This window comes from Geodermatophilus sp. SYSU D00696 (genome assembly GCF_054050235.1).
In genome coordinates, this window is the sequence record NZ_JBJGYY010000001.1 from 74,459 (window position 1) to 96,841 (window position 22,383).

A 22,383-nucleotide genomic window follows, 5' to 3' on the forward strand; every position below is an offset into this window, starting at 1 on the left:
GCGGGCCGGTCAGGGCGCGGGGGTCGCGTCCGGCACGGGCCTCGACCGGCTCAGCTTCCGCCAGATCCAGCTCGACGGCACCCGCTGGCCGGTGACGAGGTAGTCGGCGACGCCGTCGATGAACAGCGTGGCCTCCACCTCCCGGTGCACCGCGGCCCGGCCGGCGAACAGCAGCTCGTCGCCGGGCTCGAGCACCAGGCCGCCGTCGGGCGCCATCAGTGCCTCGTCCCCGCGCAGCGCCAGCAGCGGCACCGCCAGCAGCGTCGTGTCCCGGTCGGCGGGGTTGCGCAGCAGGTGGGCGAGCCGGAACCGCCCGCCGACCAGGTGGGGGTGCAGCGCCGGCGCGTCGTCCGGGGTGAGCCGCACCTTCCACAGCGCCTCGAGGTGGGTGCCGCACGCCTCCAGCAGCCGGTCGATGACGCCGGCCGACCAGTCGTCGGTCTGCCGGGGCAGCTCGCGCAGGAAGCGCCAGAGCAGCGGCGTGCTGAGCCGGGCGTAGGCGTCGTGCGCGACCACCTCGGTGGGCACGAGCAGCGCGTCGACCTCCATCGCGGCGAACAGCGCCGCGTCGGCGGGCTGGTTCTGGCGGGCGGCGACGAACAGGTCGGGGTTGAGCCGCCGCGCCTCGGCCACCAGCGAGAGGTTCGTCGTGTCGTTGTCGGTCGCCGCGACCAGCCCGACCGCCGACGCGGGGTCGGTCCGCCGGATGGTCTCGGGGTCCGCGGAGTCCCCGACGATGGTCGGCTCCTCCTCCGGCGAGGGATCGACCGTGGTCACCTCCAGGCCCTCCGCGCGCAGGTCGGAGGCGAAGTGCCGGCCGAACCGGCCGTAGCCGCACACCAGCCACCGGCCCGGCGCGGGCGCCTTCCCCCGGGGCGGCAGCTCGGCGCCCGGGCCGCTCTCCAGCCAGGTCATGAGCTGGAACGAGGCCGGGGTCCGCAGCGCCAGCCGCAGGTGGTCGCCGAACCGGTCGAAGGGGTTGATGACCGTCGGCGACCCGAAGCCCGACATCCGCTCGGCCACCGTCGCCGACGTCGTGCGGGCCACCACCGGCAGCTCGGGGCGCAGCAGCGCGGCGGCCATCGTGACCGCGAGGTTGGCCTCGTCGTCACCGGTGACGGCCAGCACGCCCTCGCAGTAGGGGTGCCCGAGCCCGGCGACCCCGAGCACGTGCGGGTCGCGGGCGTCACCCACCACCCCGGGGACGTCGGCCCGGTGGCCGGCGATCTCGAGGGCGTCGATGCGGTTCTCCGCGCAGTCGACGACGGCGAACCGGCGGCCCAGGGCGTCGAGGGAGCGCGCGAGCGTCTCGCCGGCCTGCCCGAAGCCGCAGATCAGCAGGAACGGCTCGCGCAGCGCGCTGACCTTGCGGGACACGTGCCGCAGCGCCAGCGCCTGCCGGAACGCGCGGTCCTGCAGCAGCGCCAGCAGCGACCCGATCGCGTAGGCCCAGCCGACGACGGTCAGGTAGATGGTCCCGGTCACCCACAGCCGCTGCCCGTAGCTGAACTCGTACGGGATCTCGCCGAAGCCGATCGTCGTCGCCGTGTAGCTCATGACGTAGAAGGCGTCGAAGAGGCTCAGCCGGGCCGGTCGGCCCTCCGCGTCGACGCCCGGGATCAGCGACAGCCCGAGCACGCTGACGAAGAAGATGGCGATGAGCGTGATCAGCGGCGCCCGCATCCGCCGGAGGACGACGAACACCGTCGCCGACCCCTCGGCGCGCGGCACCACCGGGGCCCGCCGGCGCCGACGCCGTCCGCGGGTCGTGACGGGGGGCGGCGGCGCGGCGTCCACGGCGGTCAGTGCCGCTGGAAGGACACGGTCTCGATGACGAGCAGGACCACCGAGACCACGTTGGCCAGCAGCGCCCCGCCCGACAGCGACACCATGCTCGCCGTCGTCACCTCGGTGAGCCCGTCCGCGGAGACGTGCACCGCCCAGGCCCAGGTGATGGTGGCCGCCACCAGCTGCAGGTCGGCGACCAGGCTGGTGGCGAGGTGGACCGCGCCGATCTGCGTGCGGTCGCCGAACTTGAGCACCGTCGCGATGAGGCTGACCACGAGGGCGGCGAACAGCTCGTAGACGTTGTGCAGCGCGGGGTCGGAGATGTCGCCGAGGAAGAACCCGAAGTTCAGCGTCGCGGCGAGCAGCACGAAGAACCCGAACACGACCTTCTCGAGGTTCATGCGGCTCCTGCGACCGGCCCGGTGCTGACCGCGCCGACCCTAGCGCCGGACACGCACCGGCGCCGGGGAGACCGGACTCCCCGGCGCCGGGCGGGCTCAGCGCGCGCAGTGGCTCGGCGGCTCAGCGCACGTGGTGCACCTCGGCCAGCCGGTACACCGGCGTCGGGATGCCCACCTGCCGGGCCTTGAGCTGCAGCGCGAGGTAGAGCGAGTAGTGCCGCGACTGGTGCAGGTTGCCGCCGTGGAACCACAGCCCCGGCTGCCGGGTGGGCTTCCACATGTTGCGCTGCTCGCCCTCCCAGGGCCCCGGGTCCTTGGTGGTGTCCGAGCCCAGGCCCCACACCTTGCCGACCCGGTCGGCCACCTCCTGGGAGATGAGGTCGGCCGCCCACCCGTTCATCGAGCCGTAGCCGGTGGCGTAGACGACGAGGTCGGCGGGCAGCTCGGTGCCGTCGTCGAGCACGACGGCGTCCTCGGTCAGGTGGTCGACCTGGCCGTGCACCAGCTCCACGTCGCCGTCGGCCACCAGGTCGGCGGCGCCGACGTCGATGTAGTAGCCCGAGCCGCGGCGCAGGTACTTCATGAACAGCCCCGACCCGTCGTCGCCCCAGTCCAGCCAGAACCCGGCCTTCTCGAGCCGGTCGTAGAAGTCGGCGTCGCGCTCCTTCATCTGCTCGTACGCGGGGATCTGGAACTCGTGCAGGATCCGGTACGGCAGCGAGGCGAAGGTGAGGTCGGCCTTCTCCGTGGTCATGCCGGCGGCCACGGCCTCCTCGCTGTAGAGCGCCCCGAGCCCGATCTCCATGAGACTGTCGCTCTTCACGATGTGGGTCGAGGAGCGCTGCACCATCGTCACGTCGGCGCCGTGCTCCCACAGCGCCCCGCAGATGTCGAAGGCGGAGTTGTTGCTGCCGACGACGACCACCCGCTTGCCGGCGTAGGCGTCCGGGCCGGGGTGGGCCGAGGAGTGGTGCTGCTCGCCGCGGAACACGTCCTGGCCCGGCAGCACCGGCACGTTGGGCTTGCCGCTCATGCCGGTGGCCAGCACGAGCTCCCTCGGGTGGAGCGTGAGCTCCTCCCCGTCCCGGACGAGCTCGACGGTCCACTCCCCGGCCGCCTCGTCGTACTCCGCGCGGCGGACCTCGGTGCTGCCCCAGTACGGGATCTCCATGACCTTCACGTAGGACTCGAGCCAGTCGGCGATCTTGTCCTTGGGCGAGAACACCGGCCAGTTGTCCGGGAACGGCAGGTAGGGCAGGTGGTCGTACCAGACCGGGTCGTGCAGGCACAGGGACTTGTAGCGGCCGCGCCACTGGTCGCCGGGCCGGGGGTGCCGGTCGACGACGAGGGCGGGCACGTCCAGCTGGCGCAGCCGGGCGCCCAGTGCGATGCCGCCCTGCCCGCCGCCGACGACGAGGACGTGCGGCTGGGTGGTGCGGCCCAGCTCGGCCGCCTCGCGGGCCCGGCGCTCGGCCCAGGTCCGCCGCTGCCGGTTCGCCCCGTGCTCGGCGCCCATCGGCCGGCCCGGGCCGCGCGGCTCCTCGTGGCCCTTCAGCTCGTACAGGGTGGTGAGGAACGTCCACGCCCGCGGCTGCCCGTCCTCCTCGACCAGGCGCACCAGGCCCTTCCCGCGGCCGACCGCGGTCTCGAAGGTGAACCAGGCCGTGGTGACGCCGTCGGCCTCCTGGGGGTCCTCGCTGACGACGAAGCCGGAGGGATCGGTGCGGTCGAGCGTGGCGGTGAGCAGGTCGGTCACCCCGGCGCGGTCCTCGACGGTGGTCAGGTTCCAGCTGAAGGCGACCAGGTCGCGCCAGAAGCTCGTGGTCGCGAACAGGCCGGCGGCCCGCTCGACGTCGCGGGCGCGCAGCGCGTCCTCGAGGGCGGTGAACCACTCGGCCGCGCGCCGCGCGGGGCTCTGCGGGGGTGCGTCGAGCGTCTGCGTCATGGAGAGACCTCCTCGTCCCGGTCCGACGTGGTGTGATGTCCAGCACAGCGCGCCGCCGACCGGAGCGGGAGCGTTGCAGCGGATTGCACGCCCGAGGAGGCGCCGGTGCCCGCGTGGTCGGCGGTCGCGCCCGGTACCGACCTGTCCACGCACGCCCGGGTGCTCTCCCGGGTGCACGACGCCGTCCTCGCCGGCGGGCGCCCGCCGGTGCGGCCGCGGCGGGTGGTCGAGCGGTCCTGGTCCCGCGTGCTGGGCCTGGGCCTGGACCCCGACCGGCCGCGCCCCCGCGACCCGCTGCCCCCCGACGCGGTGGAGGCGCGCCGCCACGGGTCCGGCCTGGCGCTGGTCGTCGCGGAGCTGCGCCAGGTGCTGGTCGGCGTCGCCGACGCCTCGCACGGGCTGGTCGTCGTCACCGACGCCGACGGCGTCGTGCTGTGGCGGGACGGGTCGGCGGCCACCCGGCGGCGGGCCGACCGGCTCGGCTTCGCCGAGGGGGCGACCTGGACCGAGGCCGCGGTGGGCACCAACGCCATCGGGACGGCGCTGGCCGAGGCCGCGCCGGTGCAGCTGTTCTCCGCCGAGCACTTCGAGCCCGCCCAGCACCCCTGGTACTGCTCGGCCGCCCCGGTCCACTCGCCGGTCACCGGGGAGCTGCTCGGCGTCGTCGACGTCAGCGGCCCGGCGCTCACGCTGCACCCGGCGATCGGCGCGCTGGTGGAGACCTCGGTGCGGCTGGCCGAGACCGGGCTGTGGCGACGGCACGAGCAGCACCTCGACCGGCTGCGGCGGGCCGCCGAGCCGGTGCTGGGGACGGTGCGCGGGCCGGTGCTGGTGGTCGACGACGACGGCTGGGTGGCCGCCCGGTCGGGGATCGCCGCCGGCCCGCGGGTGGCCGCGCCGCGCGCCGGGCTGCCCATGGCGGTGGCCGGGCTCGGGCTGTGCACCCCCGAGCGGCTGGGCGAGGGGTGGCTGCTGCGCTGCCGGGAGTCCCGCGCGCCGGTCACCGCCGAGCTGGACCTCACCGCCCGGCCGGTGCTGCGGGTCACCGGCGGCGAGGGCTCGTGGTCGGCCGCGCTCACCCGGCGGCAGGCGCAGGTCCTCGCCCTCGTGGCCGGCGCCGGCCCGCGGGGGCTGGACGCCGCCGCGCTGGGCCGCGGCCTGTTCGGCGACGACGGGCACGTGGTGACCGCGCGGGCCGAGGTGTCCCGGCTCCGCCGCGTCGTCGGCGACCTGGTCGCCACCGGTCCCTACCGGCTGGCCGACGGCGTCGCGCTGACGGTGCGTACCGGTCCCGGCCGCGGGTAGCCCCGGGGCGTCCCGTCCCGCGTCCCGAGGAGATCCCGTGGCCGACGCCGTTCCCGTGCCGGACGTGCTCGCACACCTGGGCGAGGTCGACTACCCCGCCGACAAGGAGGCGCTGCTGGATGCCGCCCGGCGGCACGGCGCTCCCGACGAGGTGCTGCGCAGCATCCGGACGCTGCCGCCCGGGGAGGCGTTCGCCAACGTCGACGAGGTGGTCCGCTCGCTGCGCCCGGCCGCGGTCCCGCGTTCCGACGTCGAGACCCACGCCGCCGAGGCGACCCGCGCCGACGCGCGCGCGGCCTTCACCGGGCACCCGGACGACGCGGGGTCCGGCACCGGGCGGACCTCGGGCTGACCCCGGCCGGTCTCGCCCGCGGGGGTGGTGCGTTCGGCGCGGGATGTCCCGCGGTGTCGTACCCGGCTGGGAGCATGTCGGCGTGCTGCTCGCCGACGTCGTCGCCGCCTCCGCCGCGGTGGGGGCCACCCGCGCCCGCACGGCGAAGGCCGCGGCGATCGCGGGGGCGCTGCGCGCGGCCGCGCCCGGCGAGGTGGGCCCGGTCGCCGCGTGGCTGGCCGGCGAGCTGCCGCAGGGACGCGTCGGCGTCGGCTGGCGGACGCTGTCGCGGGCGCTGCCGGCTCCCGCGTCCGCGCCGTCGCTGACCGTCGCGGCGGTCGACGCCGCGTTCACCGCGCTCGCCGCCACCTCCGGCAGCGGCGCCACCGCCCGCCGCGAGGCGCTGCTGGGTGAGGTGCTGTCGGCGGCCACCGCCGACGAGCAGCGCTTCCTCACCGGGCTGCTGGGCGGCGAGCTGCGCCAGGGCGCGCTCGAGGGCGTCCTGCTCGACGCCGTGGCCGCCGCCGCGGAGGTGCCGCCGGCCACGGTGCGCCGCGCGGCGATGCTCACCGGCCGGCTCGACGAGACCGCCGCGACCGCCCTCGGCGGCGGGGAGCCGGCGCTGGCCGCCGTCGGCCTGCGGGTGGGCCGGCCGGTGCGGCCGATGCTGGCCGCCCCCGGCTCCTCGCTGGAGGCGGCGCTCGCCGACCTGGGCGGGGAGGTCACCGTGGAGCACAAGCTCGACGGCGCCCGCGTCCAGGTGCACCGCGACGGCGACGACGTCCGGGTGTGGACCCGCACGCTCAGGGAGGTCACCGGCGGGGTGCCCGAGCTGGTGGAGCGGGTGCGCGCGCTGCCCTGCCGCACCGCCGTCCTCGACGGGGAGACGCTCGCGCTCGACGACGACGGCCGCCCGCGCGCGTTCCAGGACACGATGAGCCGCTTCGGCAGCGACGGCGCCGACGCCGGCGTGCTGCTGTCGCCGTTCTTCTTCGACGTGCTGCACCTCGACGGCCGCGACCTGCTCGACGAGCCCCTGGCCACCCGCCTCGAGGTCCTCGACGGGCTGCTGGCCGCCGACGACGCCGCGCCGCTGCGGATGCCCGGCGCCCGCCGGCCCACCCCCGAGCAGGCCGCGGCGGTGCTCGGCGACGCGCTCGCCGCCGGGCACGAGGGCGTGGTGGTCAAGGCGCTGGACGCGCCCTACGCCGCCGGCCGCCGCGGCCGCGCCTGGCAGAAGGTCAAGCCGGTGCACACCCTCGACCTCGTCGTCCTCGGCGTGGAGTGGGGGTACGGCCGGCGCAGCGGCAAGCTGTCCAACATCCACCTCGGCGCCCGCGACCCCGACGGCGGTGACCCGCTGATGGTGGGCAAGACGTTCAAGGGCATGACCGACGAGCTGCTCGACTGGCAGACCCGCACCTTCCCCCGGCACGCCCGCGCCGAGCACCCCTGGGGGCTGGAGCTGCGGCCGGAGCTGGTCGTCGAGGTCGCCCTCGACGGCGCCCAGCGCAGCCCGCGCTACCCCGGCGGCGTCGCGCTGCGCTTCGCGCGGGTGCTGCGCTACCGCCCCGACCGCAGCCCCGCCGACGCCGACACGGTCGACGCGGTCCGCGCGCTGCTGGCAGGAGGCTGAGGCGGTGCTCATCCGTGCGGGCCGGGCCGACGGGCCGGCGCTCCGGTCGGAGCCGGCCGACCCCGTCGCCCCGCTGCTGGCCGCCCTCGACGACCTCGAGACGCTGACCCGGTTCGAGGCCGGGTCGGCGTCGGAGCGCGCCAATACTGTGCTCGAGGCCGCCCGGGACCTCGACCGGCCCGACCTCGAGCACCGCGCCCGGCTGGTCTGCGCCGACCTGCAGCGCCGCCGCGGCGCGGTCGCCGAGGCCGGCCGGACCGCCTCGGAGGTCCACCGCTGGGCCACCGAGGCGCACGACCGGCGCCTGCTGGCCCGCAGCTCCTTCGTGCTCACCGCCGTCTTCCAGGAGGTCGGCGACCTCGCCGGCGCGCTGGAGCACGCCGTCTCCGCGGTCGACCTGCTCGACGACGACGCCCTGCCCGCGCTGCGGGTCGACCACCTGGTGCGGCTGGCCGACGTCCTCGGCCTCGCCCGCGACCCCGCGGCCCCCGAGCGGTACACCGCCGTGCTGCGGCTGGCCGAGGAGCTCGGCGACGTCGACCGGCAGCTGCGCATCCTCAACAACCTCTCCTACACCGACACCCTCGCCGGCCGGTTCGAGGACGCGCTGGTGCACAGCGAGCGACTGCAGGCGCTGGCCGCCGCGCACGGCGCGGAGCTCGAGGTCGGCCGGCTCGACACCGTGGCCCGGGCGCTCATGGGCCTCGACCGGCTGGCCGAGGCCGAGGCCGTGCTGCTGCCCGGGCTCGCGCCCGAGGTGCTCGGTGCCTCCTCCGACGGCGACGCCGGCGCGGACTTCCTGCTCACCCTCGCCGAGGTGCAGCGCCGCCGGGGCGCCCTCGACCACGCGCGGCACGCGCTCACCGAGTGCGTCCGGCGGTGCGCCGAGCACGGCCTGACCTCGATCCGCGTGCGGGCCCGCGCCGAGCAGGCCGAGCTGCACGCCGCCGAGGGCGACCACCGGGCCGCGTTCGAGGAGCACAAGCGCTACGTCGCCGAGCTCGTGGAGCTGCAGTCGGCGCAGCGGGAGGCCCGCGCCCGCGCGCTGCAGGCGGTGTACGAGACCACCGAGGCGCGCCGGCAGAGCCGCCGCTGGCGCGAGCTGTCGCTGCGCGACCCGCTCACCGGCCTGTACAACCGCCGCTACGTCGACGAGGAGCTCCCCCGGCTGCTGGCCGAGGGCGCCGGCCGGGTGTGGGTGGCGCTGCTCGACCTCGACCACTTCAAGCGGGTCAACGACACCTGCTCCCACGCCGTCGGCGACGAGGTGCTGCGCGCGGTGGCCACGCTGCTGCAGGAGACCGGCGCGCCCGGCGGCAGCGGCTCGTTCGCCGCCCGGCTGGGAGGCGAGGAGTTCCTCCTCGTCCTGCCCGACGTCGACGCCGGCGCCGCGACCGCCCACCTCGAGACCGTCCGCCGCACGGTCGCCGCGCACCCGTGGGCCGGGCTCACCGGCGGGCTGCCGGTCACGGTCAGCGTCGGCGCGGCGAGCACCGCCGAGGTGACCGACCGGACGCCGGCGCAGCTGCTCGGCCTGGCCGACGCCCGCCTCTACCGGGCCAAGCGGGCCGGCCGGGACCGGGTCGTCGTCACGGGCTGAACCCGGCAGGCTGGCCGGGTGACCGCCGAGCAGACCCCGATCAGCCGCTTCCCCCTCGCCGACCCCGCCGGCCTGCCGGCCGACCTCGCCGAGCGCTACGCCGACGTGCAGGAGCGCTCGGGGTTCCTGCCGCACGTCTTCGCCGCGCTGGCCTGGCGCCCCGACGAGGCGCGCGCCTTCTTCACGATGCACGACGCGCTCATGGACAAGGACACCCCGGGGCTGTCCACCGGCGAGCGCGAGCTGATCGTGGTGGCCACCAGCGCCGCCAACGACTGCGCCTACTGCGTCGTCGCGCACGGGGCGATCGCGCGCATCCGCACCCGCGACCCGCTGCTGGCCGACCTGGTCTCCGTCGACTGGCGCAAGGCGCCGCTGTCCGAGCGCATGCACACCGTGCTCGACGTCGCCGTCCGGCTGGCCACCGACCCCGCCGCGGTCACCGCCGCCGACCTCGACCGGCTGTGCGCCGTCGGCCTGACCGACGACGACGTGTGGGACGTCGGCGCCATCACCGCCTTCTTCGCGCTGTCCAACCGGCTGGCCCACTTCGCCGCGATCCCGCCCAACCCCGAGTTCCACCTGCTGGGCCGCCTGCCCCGGTGACGGCCGGGGCAGGCGGCCCGCCGCCACCGGGGCGGCGCCGGCTCAGGCGGCGTCGTCGGCCCGCACGCCGTCGGCGAACAGCTGCCGGGACACCACTCCGGTGTCGGGGTTGTCGGTGAACACCCCGTCGATCCCGGTCGCCCAGAACGCCAGGTGCTCCTCGATGGCGCGGCCGTAGTCGGCCGGGTCGTCACCCTCGCGCAGGTCCGTGGGCAGGAACTGGTTCTCGTTGCGGAAGGTGTAGGGGTGGACGAGGAGGTCGGCGGCGTGCGCGTCGTCGACCAGGGACGTGGGCTCGCCCAGGGTGCCGTCGGGCAGCCGCGGGATCACCTGCGCCTTCTCCGGCCCGACCCCGTCGGCGTAGCTCCCGATCTCCGCGAGGCCCTCGGCGGTGGACAGGTCGGCGTAGGTGCGCGGGTCGCCGGCGGCCACCAGGTTGTAGGGCGCGCCGCTGGCCGAGAGCAGCTGCACCAGCGGCACGTCGACGACCTCGTCGAGCTCGCGCAGGTTCGCCGTCTCGAACGACTGCACGAACACCGGCGAGCGGCGCCGGTCCAGGCCTGCCTCGTCCAGGTCGGCGACCAGCGGCTCCTCCAGCGACAGGTCGATGGAGTCGAAGTAGGTCGGGTGCTTGGTCTCGATGTACACGCCGATCTCCCGCCGCAGCTCCCGGCTCAGCCGCTCGCGCAGTTCGAGGACCTCGTCGAGGGTGGGCACCTGGTACAGCCCGTCGTAGAGGGTGTTCTCCTCGCGCAGCTCCGGCAGCCGCTCCACCGCGCGCAGGCCGCGCAGCTCCCCGAGGGTGAAGTCCTCGGTGAACCAGCCGGTCAGCTCGACGCCGTCGATCACCTTGGTGGTGCGCCGGTCGGCGTACTGCGGGCGCTCGGCGACGTCGGTGGTGCCCGAGATCTCGTTCTCGTGCCGGGCGACCAGGACGCCGTCGCGGGTGCTGACCACGTCGGGCTCGATGTAGTCCGCACCCATGCGGGCGGCCAGCTCGTAGGCGGCCAGCGTGTGCTCGGGGCGGTACCCCGACGCGCCCCGGTGGCCGATGACGAGCAGGTCGCCGGCACCGTCGGCGCGCCCGCCGTCGGCGGGTCTGCCCTCGGACTGCCCCGGCGGGGTGGACGGCGGTGCCGCCGCGGCCGGCGCGGCCGGCGCGAGCAGGACGGCGGTCAGCGCGACGACGACGCCGGTGCGGCGACGCGACGGTACGGGCACGGTTGCCTCCGCGGGCTCGCACCGGCGCCCCTCGCCGGCGGCCCGTCAGGCACCTCATCCGGTCGAGGTGGACGGCCCGCCGACGGCGCGGCGAACACCCGGTGAAGCCGGGGCCGCGGGCTACCCGGCCGGCGACAGGCTCCGGGCGAAGCGCGCGATGTCCGCGACGGTCGCGTCGTAGACGTCCCCGACGGCGGTCTTGAAGACCAGCTCGCCGGCGTGGGTGAGCCCCAGGTTCACCCGGCCGATCGTCGGCACGCCGGCCGCCTGCAGCCGGCGGTAGTAGGCGATGCCCTCGTCCCGCAGCGGGTCGAGCTCGTTGACGGTGACCACGTGCGGCGGCATCCCGGTCAGGTCCTCGACGGTGGCGAAGTAGGGCCAGGCCAGCGGGTCGCGGCGGTGCTCGTCGGCGGGGTCGTAGGTCGACACCAGGACGTCCATCATCGCGGTGTTGAGGAACCAGCCCTCGTTCTCCACCAGCGAGGGCAGCTCGGCGCGCTTGGCGTCGTCGTCCCAGCCGTAGCCACCGGAGATGTAGGGGACCATCGCGTAGACGCCGGCGATCGCGTCCAGCCGGCCCTCCCGCTTGGCCAGCAGCGCCGACGCCAGGCACAGGTTCGCCCCGCCGGACTCCCCCTGCAGCACCAGCGAGGTCGCCCCGAGCTCGCCGCGGTGGGCGTCGAGCCAGGTGAGCGCGTCGGCGCAGTCGTGCAGCCCGGTCGGGAACGGGGCGTGGCCGTCGGTGCTCACGGCGTTGCGGAAGTCGACGGCGACGACGACCAGGCCGGTGGCGGCGAGGTCCTCGCACCAGCGGGTGTGCAGCCGGTTGTCGCAGTCGAGGATCGTCATGCCGCCGCCGTGGAGGTACACCAGCCCGGGCAGCGGCTGCCCCTCGGTGCCGGCCGGCCGGAAGACGTACAGCGGGATCGCGTTGCCCCCGCGGCCGGGGGCGGTGTGCGTGGTGCGGGTGACGTCGTCGCGGTGGGTCTCCTCCTGCGCGACCGCGGCGTACAGCTGCTCGAAGGCGTCGTGGGCACCCCGGACGAAGGCCAGCCGGTCCTCCAGCGGCGCGTCCCGCGGGAAGGGCGGCGGCGCGGCCTGGGCGTCGAGGCCGTACCGCGCGAGGGCCTCGCGCAGCCGGCGGTCGGCGCGGTCGTCGGTGCGGTACTCGGCGGCGGGGTCCCCCAGCCGGCCGGGCAGCGGGGTGCGGGTCGTCGGGTCGGACGTCGTCGTCACGGTTCCTCCTGGGCGGTTCCGGGGACCGGCCGCGGCCGCAGGCGCCGTCAGGAACACCCGGGGTGGGGCAGCCGTCGTGCCGGCGACCGTAGTGGCGCGGATCACGCCGGTGTCAGGTCTTCGTCGGCGGGTCGCGACGGAACCGGCCCGTGACGCATCCGTTACGTGGCCCTACGGTGTCCGGACCGGCCCGCCGTGGGCCCTGGAGGAGGAGATACGTGCGCACACCCCGGACAGCCCTGACCACCGCCGCGCTCGTCGCCGCGACCGCCCTCGTCGCCGGAGCCGCTCCGGCCGCCGCCGCTCCCGGAGCGCCCGGCGAGCCGCGCTACGCCGACGGCAGCACCTCCGGCGGGGACCCGTACTTCCCGGCGGCGGGCAACGGCGGGTACGACGTCCAGCACTACGACCTCGGGCTGTCGTGGTTCCCCGGGGCGACGCCCGCGGAGGGCCGGCTCGACGGCACCGCCGTGATGACCCTGACCGCCACGGCCGACCTGGCGAGCTTCTCGCTGGACCTGCGCGGGCTCACGGCCTCCTCGGTGCTGGTCGACGGCAAGCCCGCCCGCTACCAGCAGCTGCTGGTCGGCGCGGACGGCCGCGGCGGCGAACTGGTCGTGCAGGCCGCGCCGAAGCTCAGGGCAGGCACCACCCACCAGGTCACCGTCGTCTACAGCGGCAACCCGGGGCAGCCCACCGACATCGAGGGCGGCCTCTACGGCTGGGTCACCTTCGGCGACGGCGTCCTGGTCGCCAACCAGCCCGAGGGCGCGCCGACGTGGTACCCGGTCAACGACGTGCCGACGGACAAGGCCACCTACGACTTCCGGATCACCGTGCCGGAGGGCAAGACGGCGATCGCCAACGGCGAGCCGGTGGGCGGGCCGGTGACCGTCGACGGCCGCACCACGTGGACCTGGCGGGCCACCGACCCGACGGCGAGCTACCTGACGACCGCGTCGATCGGCGACTACACGCTGAGCACCCAGACCGGCCCCGGCGGGTTGCCGATCCTCAACTACGTGGAGACCGGGCTGACCCCGGCGCAGCGGACCACCACCGAGGCGAGCCTCGGGCAGCAGCCGGCGATGATCGCCTTCTTCTCCGAGCTGTACGGGCCCTACCCGTTCACCTCGTACGGCGCCATCGTCGACGACAACAGCGTCGGCTACGCCCTGGAGACCCAGACCCGGCCGGTGTACTCGGGGCAGGCCCGCGAGGGCACCGTGGCCCACGAGCTGGCCCACCAGTGGCTGGGCAACAGCGTCAGCCCCGAGCGGTGGGCCGACATCTGGCTCAACGAGGGCTTCGCCACCTACTCCGAGTGGATGTGGGAGGAGAGCCGGGGCGGCCGGACCGCGCAGGCGCGCTACACCACCGTCTACGCCCAGCCGGCGACCAGCTCGTTCTGGCGGACGGTGGTCAGCGATCCCGGCCCGACCGGCCTGTTCGCCTCCGCCGTCTACAACCGCGGCGCGGCCACGCTGCACGCCCTGCGCACCCGCATCGGCGACGCGGCCTTCTTCACCCTGCTGGAGCGTTGGGCCACCGAGAACGCCGACAGCACGGTGACCACGGCCGACTTCGTCGCACTGGCCGAGGAGGTCAGCGGGCAGCAGCTCGACGGCTTCTTCACCGACTGGGTGGTGACCCCGGCCAAGCCCGTCGGCTACTGAGCCGACCGCCGGGGGCGGGCAGGATCGGCGTCATGCCCGCCCCCGGCACCCCGCTCGAGCACCTCGGCTTCCTCACCATCGGCTCCTTCGACCCGGCCGAGCCCCGCGCCGGCCACGAGGCCACGCTGCGGATGGTCGAGCTCGGCGAGCGGCTCGGGTTCGACAGCGCCTGGCTGCGCCACCGCCACCTGCAGTACGGCATCTCCTCGCCGGTCGCCGTCCTGGCGGCACTGACCCAGCGGACGTCGCGGATCGCGTTCGGCACCGCCGTCACCCCGCTGGGCTGGGAGAACCCGCTGCGCCTGGCCGAGGACCTCGCCACCGTCGACGTGCTCTCCGGCGGCCGGCTCCACCCCGGGGTCAGCGTCGGGCCGCCGATGCACTGGGACGACGTCAAGGCCGCGCTCTACCCCGACACCGCCGACGCCGAGGACTTCACCCACACCCGGGTCGAGCGGCTGCTGCGGCTCGTAGCGGGCGAGCCGGCCGCCTCCTTCTCCGGGCGCGAGGGGGTCGTCGAGGAGTGGTCGGACCGGGTGCAGCCCCACTCCCCCGGCCTGCGGGGCCGGATCTGGTACGGCGGCGCCAGCACCCGCTCGGCGCGGTGGGCCGGGCGGGCCGGCACGAACCTGCTGACCAGCAGCGTGGTGAAGGCCGAGGACGACCGCAGCGACTTCGCCGCCATCCAGGCCGGGCAGATCCGCGCCTACCGGGACGCCGGTGGCACCGGCCGGGTGTCCCAGGGCCTGGTCGTCATCCCGACCGACGGCGCGACGCCCGAGCAGCGGGAGCGCTACGCCGCCTACGTCGCGGCCCGCACCCCGCGCACCCGGAGCCCGCAGGGCCCGGCGCGGCTGCTGTTCGCCGCCGACCTGCTGGGCACCGCCGAGCAGGTCGCCGAGGCGCTGTACGCGCACGAGGGGTTCCGGGAGGTCACCGAGGTGGTCTTCGCGCTGCCGTTCAGCTTCGCGGAGGCCGACTACGAGCAGATGCTCACCGCCGTCGCCACCCGCCTGGGCCCGCTGCTGGGCTGGTCACCGGCGGCCTGACCCCGCGCGCGGGACGGGCACCGACCAGGCGCCCGCCGCCACCCGCCAGGTGCGCGCCGGCACCGGCGGCAGCAGGTCGCCGTCGGCGTCCAGGGCGACCGGCTCGCCGGACACGGCCACCTCGCGCCCGCGGACGCGGACGACGTCGTCGCGGTCGAGGTGCCGCCCCGCGGTCAGCGCCAGCGCGTAGGCGGCGCGGGCGGCGGGGCCGGTGGCCGCGCTGACCACGACGTCGGCCAGCCCGTCGCCGGGGTCGGCCCCGGGCGCCAGCGCCGTCCCGCCGCCGACCGTCGGCCCGTTGCAGACGCCGACCACGAGCAGCGGCGTGCGGCCGTCGGCCGCCCAGCCGTCCGGCGCGGTGACCACGGCGCCGTCGACGGTGACCCGCAGCCGGTGCTCGGCGCCGGCGAGCCCGGCGACGGCGGCCCCGATGGGGTAGGCCAGCGCGCCGAACCGCTCCTTGAGCCCGGCGGCCTCGTCCGCGGCGCGCACCCCGATGCCGGCGTGCACGGCGTTGACCACCACGCCGCCGGCGTCGTCGCGGAGCAGGTCCAGCCGGCGCGGGTCGCCGCCGAGGACGCACCGCGCGGCGCCGGCCGGGTCGTCGGGCAGCCCGAGCGCGCCGGCGAGGTCGTTGCCGGTGCCGAGAGGGACGATGCCGAGGGGGTCGGCCGGGTCGAGCGCGCCGGCCCGGTCGAGCGTGGCCACGACCGCGTGCACCGATCCGTCGCCACCGGCCACCACCAGCCGGCGGCCCGCGCGGCCGGCGACGACCCGGTCGAGGTCGGCGGCGTCGGCGGTCGCCGCGACCTCGACGTCGGCACCGGCGCGCAGCACCTCCAGGGCCCGGGCCAGGCGCTCCTCGTCGGCGCTCCCGGCGTTGCGGTTGGCCACCACCAGCAGGTCCACGACAGGCACCCTCCCAGCCCGCGCGCCGCCCTGGTGCGCCCGGGCAGGATCGCCACCGTGACGAGCGACGTCGACGACGTGGTGGCCGGCCTGCGGCGGCGCGGGAGCCTCAAGTGGACCCGCCACCCGCAGGCGCTGGGCGCGTGGGTGGCCGAGTCCGACCTCGGGACGGCGCCGGCGGTGACCCGGGCCCTGCAGGAGGCGGTCGGCCGGGGCCTGTTCGGCTACCTGCCCGACTGGCTGGCCGACGACGTGGCCGAGGCCTGGTGCGGCTTCGCCCGCGACCGCTACGGCTGGGCCGTGCCGCCGGAGCGGGTACGGCCCCTGCCCGACGTGCTGGCCGGGCTGGCCGCGGCGATCACCCACCTGTCCCGGCCGGGCTCGCCGGTGGTGCTGCCGACGCCGGCCTACATGCCCTTCCTCGAGGTGCCGCCGGCGCTGGGCCGGGAGGTGATCGAGGTGCCTATGGCCCGCGACGGCGACCGGTACGTCTACGACCTCGACGCGCTCGGCGCCGCCTTCCGCGCCGGCGGGCACCTGCTGGTGCTGTGCAACCCGCACAACCCGATCGGCCGGGTGCTCGAGCCCGCCGAGATGCTCGCCGTGGCCGAGGTCGTCGACCGGCACGGCGGGCGCGTCTTCTCCGACGAGGTGCACGCGCCGCTGGTCTTCCCCGGCCACCGGCACGTGCCCTACGCCTCGCTCGGCGACGTCCCGGCCGCGCACGCGGTCACCGCCACCAGCGCGTCGAAGGCGTGGGACCTCGCCGGGCTCAAGTGCGCGCAGCTCGTGCTCTCCAACGACGCCGACGCGGCGACGTGGGCGCGGGTGGGCCACCCCGTCGAGCACGGCGCCTCGACGCTGGGCGCGGTGGCCAACGCCGCCGCCTACCGCGACGGCGTCGCCTGGCTCGACGACACCCTCGCCGTCCTCGACCGGCACCGCCGGCTGCTCGCCGACCTCGTCGCCGCGCACCTGCCCGGGATCCGGTACCGCCCGCCCGAGGGCACCTACCTGGCCTGGCTGGAGGGGTTCCCCGTCGACGCGCCCGGTGACCTGCTGCTCGCGGAGGCCGGCGTGGCGGTGGTCGACGGCGCCCGGTGCGGCGCCGCCGGCCGGGGCGCGGTGCGGATGGACCTGGCCACGCCCGAGCCGGTGCTGGCCGCGGTGGTCGAGCGGATGGCCGCCGCACTGGGCTGAGGTGCTCCCCGGTCAGGTCGCCTGTTCTCCCGAGGCGACCCGGTAGATCCGGTACTCCACCCGCTTCCCGGGCACCAGGCGCCCCTCCCCCACGAACACCGCCTGGTTCACCCAGGCGTAGCGCTCGTCACCGGTCTCGAGGCGCAGGGTGGTGACGAAGTACTGGTCGCCGAAGTCCGTCGCCGTGTCCCCGCCGCCCATGAGCGCCAGCACGGCCGGGGTCAGCTGCAGGAGCCCGCCGTACTGGAAGTAGACGTGGGCGCCGTCCACCGTCTGCATCGTGGTGCGCACGTCGAGCCGGCCGAACCCGTCGTTGCCGACCAGCATCCAGTCCGCACCGCCACCGACGATCCTGCCCTTGAGGCGCTCGCCGGAGATCTCGCCGCCGGTGATCGTCCCCTCGAGGCGGTTGCCGTAGGGCCCGGGGCCGACCGGGTGGGGCTCGACGTCGGCGTGGTAGTCGAACTCGGGTACCAGGTGCGGCATGGCGTCCCTCCCCAGGACGGGGCGGGCCGGGAGCCCGCCCGGGACCGGGACGGTCCGCCGCGCGGGACGGGGCGTCAAGGGTCCCGTGCACGCCCGGGCGCTCCCGGGACGGCGCGTACGCGTGGTCCGCCTCCCGGTGACCGGCAGACCTGCCGGTCAGCAGGAGCGCAGGTCGGCCTCCACCGCCTCGGACGCCTTGCGGGCGGCGATGAGCACCGGGTCCCAGACCGGGGCGAACGGCGGCGCGTAGGAGAGGTCCAGCGACAGGACCTCGTCGACGGTCATCTCGTTCCAGATGCAGATGGCGAGGGCGTCGATCCGCTTGCCGGCGGCCTCCTTGCCGACGATCTGGGCGCCGAGCAGCCGGCCGGTGCGCCGCTCCGCGGTCATCTTGACCCGGATGGGCTTGGCGCCCGGGAAGTAGCCGGCCTTGGTGGTGGAGTCGACGGCGGCGGTCACGAACTCGTACCCGGCCTCGCGCGCCTCCTCCTCGGCCAGCCCGGTCCGCGCGGCCTCGATCGAGCAGGTGCGGGTGATCGCCGTCCCGATGACGCCCGGGAAGGTGGCGTAGCCGCCGCCGATGTTGATGCCGGCCACCCGGCCCTGCTTGTTCGCGTGCGTGCCCAGCGCGACGACGACCCGCTGCCCGGAGAGCCGGTGCACCGACTCCACGCAGTCGCCGGCCGCCCACACGCCCGGCGTCTGGGTGCGCATCTGCGCGTCGACGGCGATGCCGCCGGAGGTGCCCAGCGGGATGCCGGCCTCCTCCGCCAGCCGCACGTTGGGCCGCACGCCCAGGCCGAGGACGACGAGGTCGGCGGGCAGTTCCCGGCCGCTGCCGGTCACCACCGCGCGGGCCCGCCCGTCGGGGCCGACGTCGATCGCCGCGACGCCGTCGGAGAGCACCAGCTCCACACCCTCCTCCCGCACGGCGTCGGCGATGTACCGGCCGACGTCGGGGTCGAAGGTGCCCACCGGCGTGGCCGACCGGTCGACGACGGTGACGTCGAGGCCGCGCTCCTTGCACGCCTCGGCGATCTCCAGGCCGATGTAGCCGCCGCCGACGACGACCACCCGCCGCACCCGGCCGCTGTCGAGCTCGGCCCGCAGCGCGACGCCGTCGTCGAGCACCTGGACGCCGTAGACGCCCTCGGCGTCGATGCCCTCGACCGGCGGGCGCATCGGCACGCTGCCGGTGGCGTACACCAGGTCGTCGTAGGGCTCGGTGCCCTCGGTGCCGGCGTCGAGGTCGCGCCAGTGCACGACGCCCTTGTCGGTGTCGATGCCGACGACCTCGGTGCGCATGCGGACGTCGAGACCGTTGGCGCGGTGCTGCTCGGGCGTGCGGGCGACCAGGTCGGCCTCGCGCTCCACCGCGCCGGAGATCCAGTACGGGATGCCGCAGGCGGAGTAGGAGGTCGCGCGGCCGCGCTCGAACAGGACGACGTCGAGGTCGGGACGCCGCTTCTTGGCCTGCGACGCCGCGCTGCCTCCGGCGGCGTCGCCACCGATGACGACCAGTCGGGTGCTCACCCCCGCAGGCTAGGACGGTGGGCGGCTACAGGCTCACCGCGACGGTGGCGGCGAGTTCCCGCGCGGCCTCGAGGTCGTCCGCGGTGGGCGGTCCGGTCAGCGACAGCGGCGCGGCCACCTGCTTCCACCGCAGCGCCCCGGTGACCGTGCCGATGGCCTTGAGCGCGCCGGCGGTGTCGTCTCCGCCGTGCACGTAGACCCCGTAGGGCAGGCCGACCGTGGCGTCGAGGCACGGGTAGTAGACGGTGTCGAAGAAGTGCTTGAGCGCCCCGCTCATGTAGCCGATGTTGGCCGGGGTGCCCAGCAGCACGCCGTCGGCGGCGAGCAGGTCGGCCGGCCCGGCCGAGAGCGCCGGGCGCACCTCGAGCTCGACCTCCTCGACCAGCGCCGCGCCCTCGCGCACCGCCTCCAGCACCGCCTGCAGGTTCGGCGAGGGGGTGTGGTGGACGACGAGCAACCGCGGCATGCCCGCCATCGTGCCCCCGGTGCGCGCCCCGCCCGGGCGTGCGGCAGGGTCGGGGCGTGTTCGAGGGACTCCACCACGTGCAGCTGGCCATGCCGCGCGGCGAGGAGGCGGCCGCCCGCGCCTTCTTCGCCGGCGTGCTCGGGATGACCGAGGTGGACAAGCCGCCGGTGCTCGCCGCCCGCGGCGGGGCGTGGTTCCGCTCCGGCGGGCTCGAGCTGCACCTCGGCGTCGAGGACGACTTCGGCCCGGCCCGCAAGGCCCACCCGGGGATCCTGGTCGCCGACCTCGACGAGGTGGTCCGGCGGCTGGCGTCGGCCGGGCAGGACGTCACCTGGGACGCCGACTTCCCGGGCTTCCGCCGGGTGTACGCGCACGACCCCTTCGGCAACCGGCTGGAGTTCCTGCAGCCGGAGTGAGGGCCGGCGCCGCGAGGTCGCCCCCGTGTCGACCTGCGGCGGTCTCAGCCCTCCGGAGACCGCACCAGGTCGACGTCCGGCGCCCGCCGGGCGGCCTCGGCGGCGCCCCGGTGGACTGACCGCAGGGCAGGATCGCAGGTCATGGCGACCAACCCCCGGATCGGCCCGGTCGAGCGGGCCACGAAGCGGACCTGGGACGAGTGGCTCCGCTTCATGGACGCGATCGGCGCGCCGCAGCTCGACCACCGGCAGATCGCGCTGCGGGTCTACGAGGAGCTCGGGGACACCGTCGAGCAGCGCGGCTGGTGGACCCAGTCGGTGACCGTCGCCTACGAGCAGCACATCGGCCGCCGGATCCCGGGGCAGCGGTCCGACGGCACGTTCCAGACCAGCGTCAGCCGGTCGACGCCGCTGGGCATGGCCGAGCTCATGGAGCGGTGGCGCGCCTTCGCCGACGGGGACGCGGCCGTGCAGGAGGTCGTCGCCGGCGCGGACGTGAGGGTCAGCGGCACCGACCGGCGCACCACGTGGCGGACGAGGGCCGCGGACGGTTCGTCGGTCGTGGTCACCAGCGAACCGAAGAAGGACGGGACGGCCTCGCTCGTGGCGACCCAGGTCGGGCTGCCGACCCTCGAGGCGAACGACGCGGCGCGCGAGCGGTGGACGGCGGTCCTCGAGCGGTTCCTGGCGGGGGTGCGGCCGGGCCGCTGAGCGGCGCGTCGAGCCGTCGTCACCGGTCGTCACGTCCGGAGCACGTCCCGGCGGCCCACGCCGTCGCGCGGCCCTCCCGGTGGCCGGGGAGCCGCACCGGTGACCCCGGACGTGGTCCGGCGCCGAGCGACGCGCCAGGCTCGTCGGCACTGCGGACGTCGGATCCGGGCAGCCGGAGGTGGGCCGTGCCCCGAGTGGCGATCGTGACCGGCGGGAGCTCGGGGATCGGGCGGGCCCTGAGCGCGGCCCTGGTGCGCCGGGGTGACGAGGTGGTCCTCACGGGGACCGACGGCGCGGCCGCGGCGAGGGTGGCGGAACAGCTCACCGCGAGCGGGCCGGGAGCGGCCTCGGCGGCCGCCGTGGACGTGCGGGACGCGGCGGCGGTCGACGCCCTGGTGACCGACACCGCGGCGCGGCACGGCGGGCTGGACCTGCTGGTCAACAACGCCGGCGTGGCCATCGCCGGTCCCGTCGAGGAGCTGTCCCTGGCCCACTGGGAGCGGGCCATCGACGTCAACCTGCGCGGTGTGGTGCACGGCGTACAGGCCGCCTATCCGCTGATGGTGCGGCAGGGACACGGGCACATCGTCAACGTCGCGTCCGTCTCCGGGCTGCTGCCCAACCCGGGCTTCGCGCCCTACGCCACGACGAAGTGGGCGGTGGTCGGGCTCTCGCTGGCCCTCCGCGGCGAGGCCGCCTGCCGCGGGGTGCGGGTGAGCGTGGTCTGCCCCGGTGGGGTGGACACCCCGCTCCTCGACAAGGGCATGCCGCGCGACCTCCCGCGGGTGCCCACCGTCGAGTCGGTCGACCCCCGGACGGTGATCACCAAGCTGAACGGAGGCCGCCTGTACGACGCGGACGCCCTGGCCGTCCACGTCCTGCGCGGGGTCGACCGCGACCGGGCGATCATCGTCGCGCCCCGGTACGCCCGGGTCGCGTGGCGCCTGATGCGCCTCTCCCCGTCGTCGTTCATGCGGCTCGGGCAGCTGCTGGTCACCCGTGACGCGGACCTCCGGGCGGCCATCTGCGGGGCGGTGCCCACGTCCACGACCGAGCCGGCGGGGAGTGCCCCGACAGCCGGCTGACGCCGACGGCGTCAGGAGGACCGTGCCGTCCTGCCGGGCCGCCCGCGAACGGCCCGGCAGGCCGGCCGGCTCAGGAGCGCTGGCGGTCCGACGAGCGGTACCTGCCGAGCTGCGACTCGGAGTACTCGCCGGCCTCGTCGTCGAAGACCATCGGCCCGATCCGGCTGCCGGGGGCCACGACGGCCTCCCGGCCGGTGAAGTCGTACCGGTACGTCCAGGTCCCGAACTCGTCGACGATCGTGCCGCTCCGACGCTCGCTGTAGGTGTCCCCCACGCCGGTCCACGTGATCGACACCGGCGGTGCCGAGGTCGGGGTCTCCCCGTGCCCGCTGCCCACCGCGAGCGTCCCGGTGAGGGTCGCCGTCGTGTACTTCCGGTCCATGGTGAAGGTCACCTGGCCGCCCTCGACGAAGCGGACGCCGAGGAGCCGGCAGGGGCCGTCCTCGGGCGCCGGCTCGCCGTGCCCGCCACCGGGCAGGTAGGGGGTCACACCGTCGTCGCACTCGACGTCGGACACGGAGCCGAACACCGACGCCCGGCCGTTGCCCAGGTCGTCGACGAACAGGTCGCCGAAGTGGGCGTTGCCCGGGGCGCCGGCGGCCGGCGGGAGCTCCCCCACCTCGAGCCACGTGACCCAGGCCGTGGTGCCCGAGGTCTTGGAGAAGAACAGGTCACCGGCCAGCGCGGGCGACGGAGTGACGACGACGGCGAGGGCCGCTGCGGAGACGGCGACCGTCCCCAGACGGCGCAGGGTGGAGGCGGACACGCAGACCTTCTCTCGGT

At 75.9% G+C, this 22,383-nt stretch carries 21 protein-coding genes; 11 read left to right on the plus strand and 10 right to left on the minus strand.

Annotation, left to right across the window (positions count from 1 at the left end):
- Nucleotides 1-9: 9 nt before the first annotated feature.
- The 3 genes from ACI79O_RS00320 to ACI79O_RS00330 form a co-directional block, all read right to left on the minus strand.
- Entirely contained in the window at nt 10-1,734 is a 1,725-nt protein-coding gene (locus ACI79O_RS00320; protein ID WP_456913070.1) for a potassium channel family protein, read from the minus strand.
- A gap of 68 nt (nt 1,735-1,802) precedes the next feature.
- On the minus strand, nt 1,803-2,189 hold the full coding sequence (locus ACI79O_RS00325; RefSeq protein WP_456877376.1) for a DUF6394 family protein: 387 nt from the start codon (nt 2,187-2,189) through the stop codon (nt 1,803-1,805).
- Between the two features lie 121 nt (nt 2,190-2,310).
- Nucleotides 2,311-4,134: a flavin-containing monooxygenase gene (locus tag ACI79O_RS00330; protein ID WP_456913071.1), complete on the minus strand. Its 1,824-nt coding sequence runs from the start codon at nt 4,132-4,134 to the stop codon at nt 2,311-2,313.
- Nucleotides 4,135-4,239: 105 nt separating this feature from the next.
- Between ACI79O_RS00330 and ACI79O_RS00335 the strand changes: the two genes are divergently transcribed.
- From ACI79O_RS00335 to ACI79O_RS00355, 5 genes are all read left to right on the plus strand, one after another.
- Nucleotides 4,240-5,439 carry a GAF domain-containing protein gene (locus tag ACI79O_RS00335; protein ID WP_456913072.1) on the plus strand — a complete coding sequence of 400 codons (1,200 nt, stop codon included), beginning with the start codon at nt 4,240-4,242 and terminating at the stop codon, nt 5,437-5,439.
- 37 nt (nt 5,440-5,476) lie between these two features.
- Nucleotides 5,477-5,791 (plus strand): DUF2795 domain-containing protein, encoded by a 315-nt coding sequence (locus ACI79O_RS00340; RefSeq protein WP_456885774.1) that lies wholly within the window; start codon nt 5,477-5,479, stop codon nt 5,789-5,791.
- 82 nt (nt 5,792-5,873) lie between these two features.
- A complete protein-coding gene (locus tag ACI79O_RS00345) occupies nt 5,874-7,406 on the plus strand; it encodes an ATP-dependent DNA ligase (protein ID WP_456913073.1) in 1,533 nt (510 codons plus the stop codon).
- Nucleotides 7,407-7,410: 4 nt separating this feature from the next.
- Nucleotides 7,411-9,006, plus strand: coding sequence for a diguanylate cyclase (locus tag ACI79O_RS00350; protein WP_456913074.1), 1,596 nt, complete (start codon nt 7,411-7,413; stop codon nt 9,004-9,006).
- Between the two features lie 18 nt (nt 9,007-9,024).
- The gene (locus ACI79O_RS00355; protein ID WP_456913075.1) at nt 9,025-9,612 is read left to right on the plus strand and encodes a peroxidase-related enzyme; all 588 of its coding nucleotides are present in this window, start codon (nt 9,025-9,027) and stop codon (nt 9,610-9,612) included.
- A gap of 42 nt (nt 9,613-9,654) precedes the next feature.
- On the opposite strand, the gene ACI79O_RS00360 is transcribed toward ACI79O_RS00355, so the two are convergent.
- Entirely contained in the window at nt 9,655-10,833 is a 1,179-nt protein-coding gene (locus tag ACI79O_RS00360) for a glycerophosphodiester phosphodiesterase (protein WP_456913076.1), read from the minus strand.
- 120 nt (nt 10,834-10,953) lie between these two features.
- On the minus strand, nt 10,954-12,069 hold the full coding sequence (locus ACI79O_RS00365) for an alpha/beta hydrolase fold domain-containing protein (protein WP_456885783.1): 1,116 nt from the start codon (nt 12,067-12,069) through the stop codon (nt 10,954-10,956).
- Nucleotides 12,070-12,287: 218 nt separating this feature from the next.
- On the opposite strand from ACI79O_RS00365, the gene ACI79O_RS00370 reads away from it, so the two are divergent.
- Together ACI79O_RS00370 and ACI79O_RS00375 are read left to right on the plus strand one after the other, a co-directional pair.
- The gene (locus ACI79O_RS00370; protein WP_456885786.1) at nt 12,288-13,745 is read left to right on the plus strand and encodes a M1 family metallopeptidase; all 1,458 of its coding nucleotides are present in this window, start codon (nt 12,288-12,290) and stop codon (nt 13,743-13,745) included.
- Nucleotides 13,746-13,777: 32 nt separating this feature from the next.
- Nucleotides 13,778-14,794 (plus strand): LLM class flavin-dependent oxidoreductase, encoded by a 1,017-nt coding sequence (locus ACI79O_RS00375; protein ID WP_456885788.1) that lies wholly within the window; start codon nt 13,778-13,780, stop codon nt 14,792-14,794.
- On the opposite strand, the gene ACI79O_RS00380 is transcribed toward ACI79O_RS00375, so the two are convergent.
- Nucleotides 14,780-15,703: a diacylglycerol/lipid kinase family protein gene (locus ACI79O_RS00380; RefSeq protein ID WP_456913077.1), complete on the minus strand. Its 924-nt coding sequence runs from the start codon at nt 15,701-15,703 to the stop codon at nt 14,780-14,782. The genes ACI79O_RS00375 and ACI79O_RS00380 overlap by 15 nt on opposite strands.
- Nucleotides 15,704-15,760: 57 nt before the next feature.
- Here ACI79O_RS00380 and ACI79O_RS00385 point away from each other — a divergent pair, with 57 nt between their 5' ends.
- Nucleotides 15,761-16,903: a MalY/PatB family protein gene (locus ACI79O_RS00385; protein WP_456885792.1), complete on the plus strand. Its 1,143-nt coding sequence runs from the start codon at nt 15,761-15,763 to the stop codon at nt 16,901-16,903.
- A 12-nt stretch (nt 16,904-16,915) separates the two neighbouring features.
- Here ACI79O_RS00385 and ACI79O_RS00390 read toward each other — a convergent pair whose 3' ends face one another.
- The 3 genes from ACI79O_RS00390 to ACI79O_RS00400 all read right to left on the minus strand — a co-directional run bounded on the left by ACI79O_RS00390 (nt 16,916) and on the right by ACI79O_RS00400 (nt 19,388).
- Nucleotides 16,916-17,389, minus strand: a complete 474-nt coding sequence (locus ACI79O_RS00390; RefSeq protein ID WP_456885794.1) for a DUF3237 domain-containing protein — start codon at nt 17,387-17,389, stop codon at nt 16,916-16,918.
- A gap of 156 nt (nt 17,390-17,545) precedes the next feature.
- Entirely contained in the window at nt 17,546-18,922 is a 1,377-nt protein-coding gene (locus ACI79O_RS00395; protein ID WP_456885796.1) for an FAD-dependent oxidoreductase, read from the minus strand.
- Nucleotides 18,923-18,947: 25 nt separating this feature from the next.
- Entirely contained in the window at nt 18,948-19,388 is a 441-nt protein-coding gene (locus tag ACI79O_RS00400; protein WP_456876435.1) for a flavodoxin family protein, read from the minus strand.
- Nucleotides 19,389-19,444: 56 nt separating this feature from the next.
- On the opposite strand from ACI79O_RS00400, the gene ACI79O_RS00405 reads away from it, so the two are divergent.
- From ACI79O_RS00405 to ACI79O_RS00415, 3 genes are all read left to right on the plus strand, one after another.
- On the plus strand, nt 19,445-19,804 hold the full coding sequence (locus ACI79O_RS00405; protein ID WP_456885797.1) for a VOC family protein: 360 nt from the start codon (nt 19,445-19,447) through the stop codon (nt 19,802-19,804).
- 141 nt (nt 19,805-19,945) lie between these two features.
- Entirely contained in the window at nt 19,946-20,515 is a 570-nt protein-coding gene (locus tag ACI79O_RS00410; RefSeq protein ID WP_456885799.1) for a hypothetical protein, read from the plus strand.
- A 185-nt stretch (nt 20,516-20,700) separates the two neighbouring features.
- Nucleotides 20,701-21,600 (plus strand): SDR family NAD(P)-dependent oxidoreductase, encoded by a 900-nt coding sequence (locus ACI79O_RS00415; RefSeq protein ID WP_456913078.1) that lies wholly within the window; start codon nt 20,701-20,703, stop codon nt 21,598-21,600.
- 70 nt (nt 21,601-21,670) lie between these two features.
- On the opposite strand, the gene ACI79O_RS00420 is transcribed toward ACI79O_RS00415, so the two are convergent.
- Entirely contained in the window at nt 21,671-22,366 is a 696-nt protein-coding gene (locus ACI79O_RS00420) for a hypothetical protein (RefSeq protein ID WP_456885802.1), read from the minus strand.
- Nucleotides 22,367-22,383: the final 17 nt, after the last annotated feature.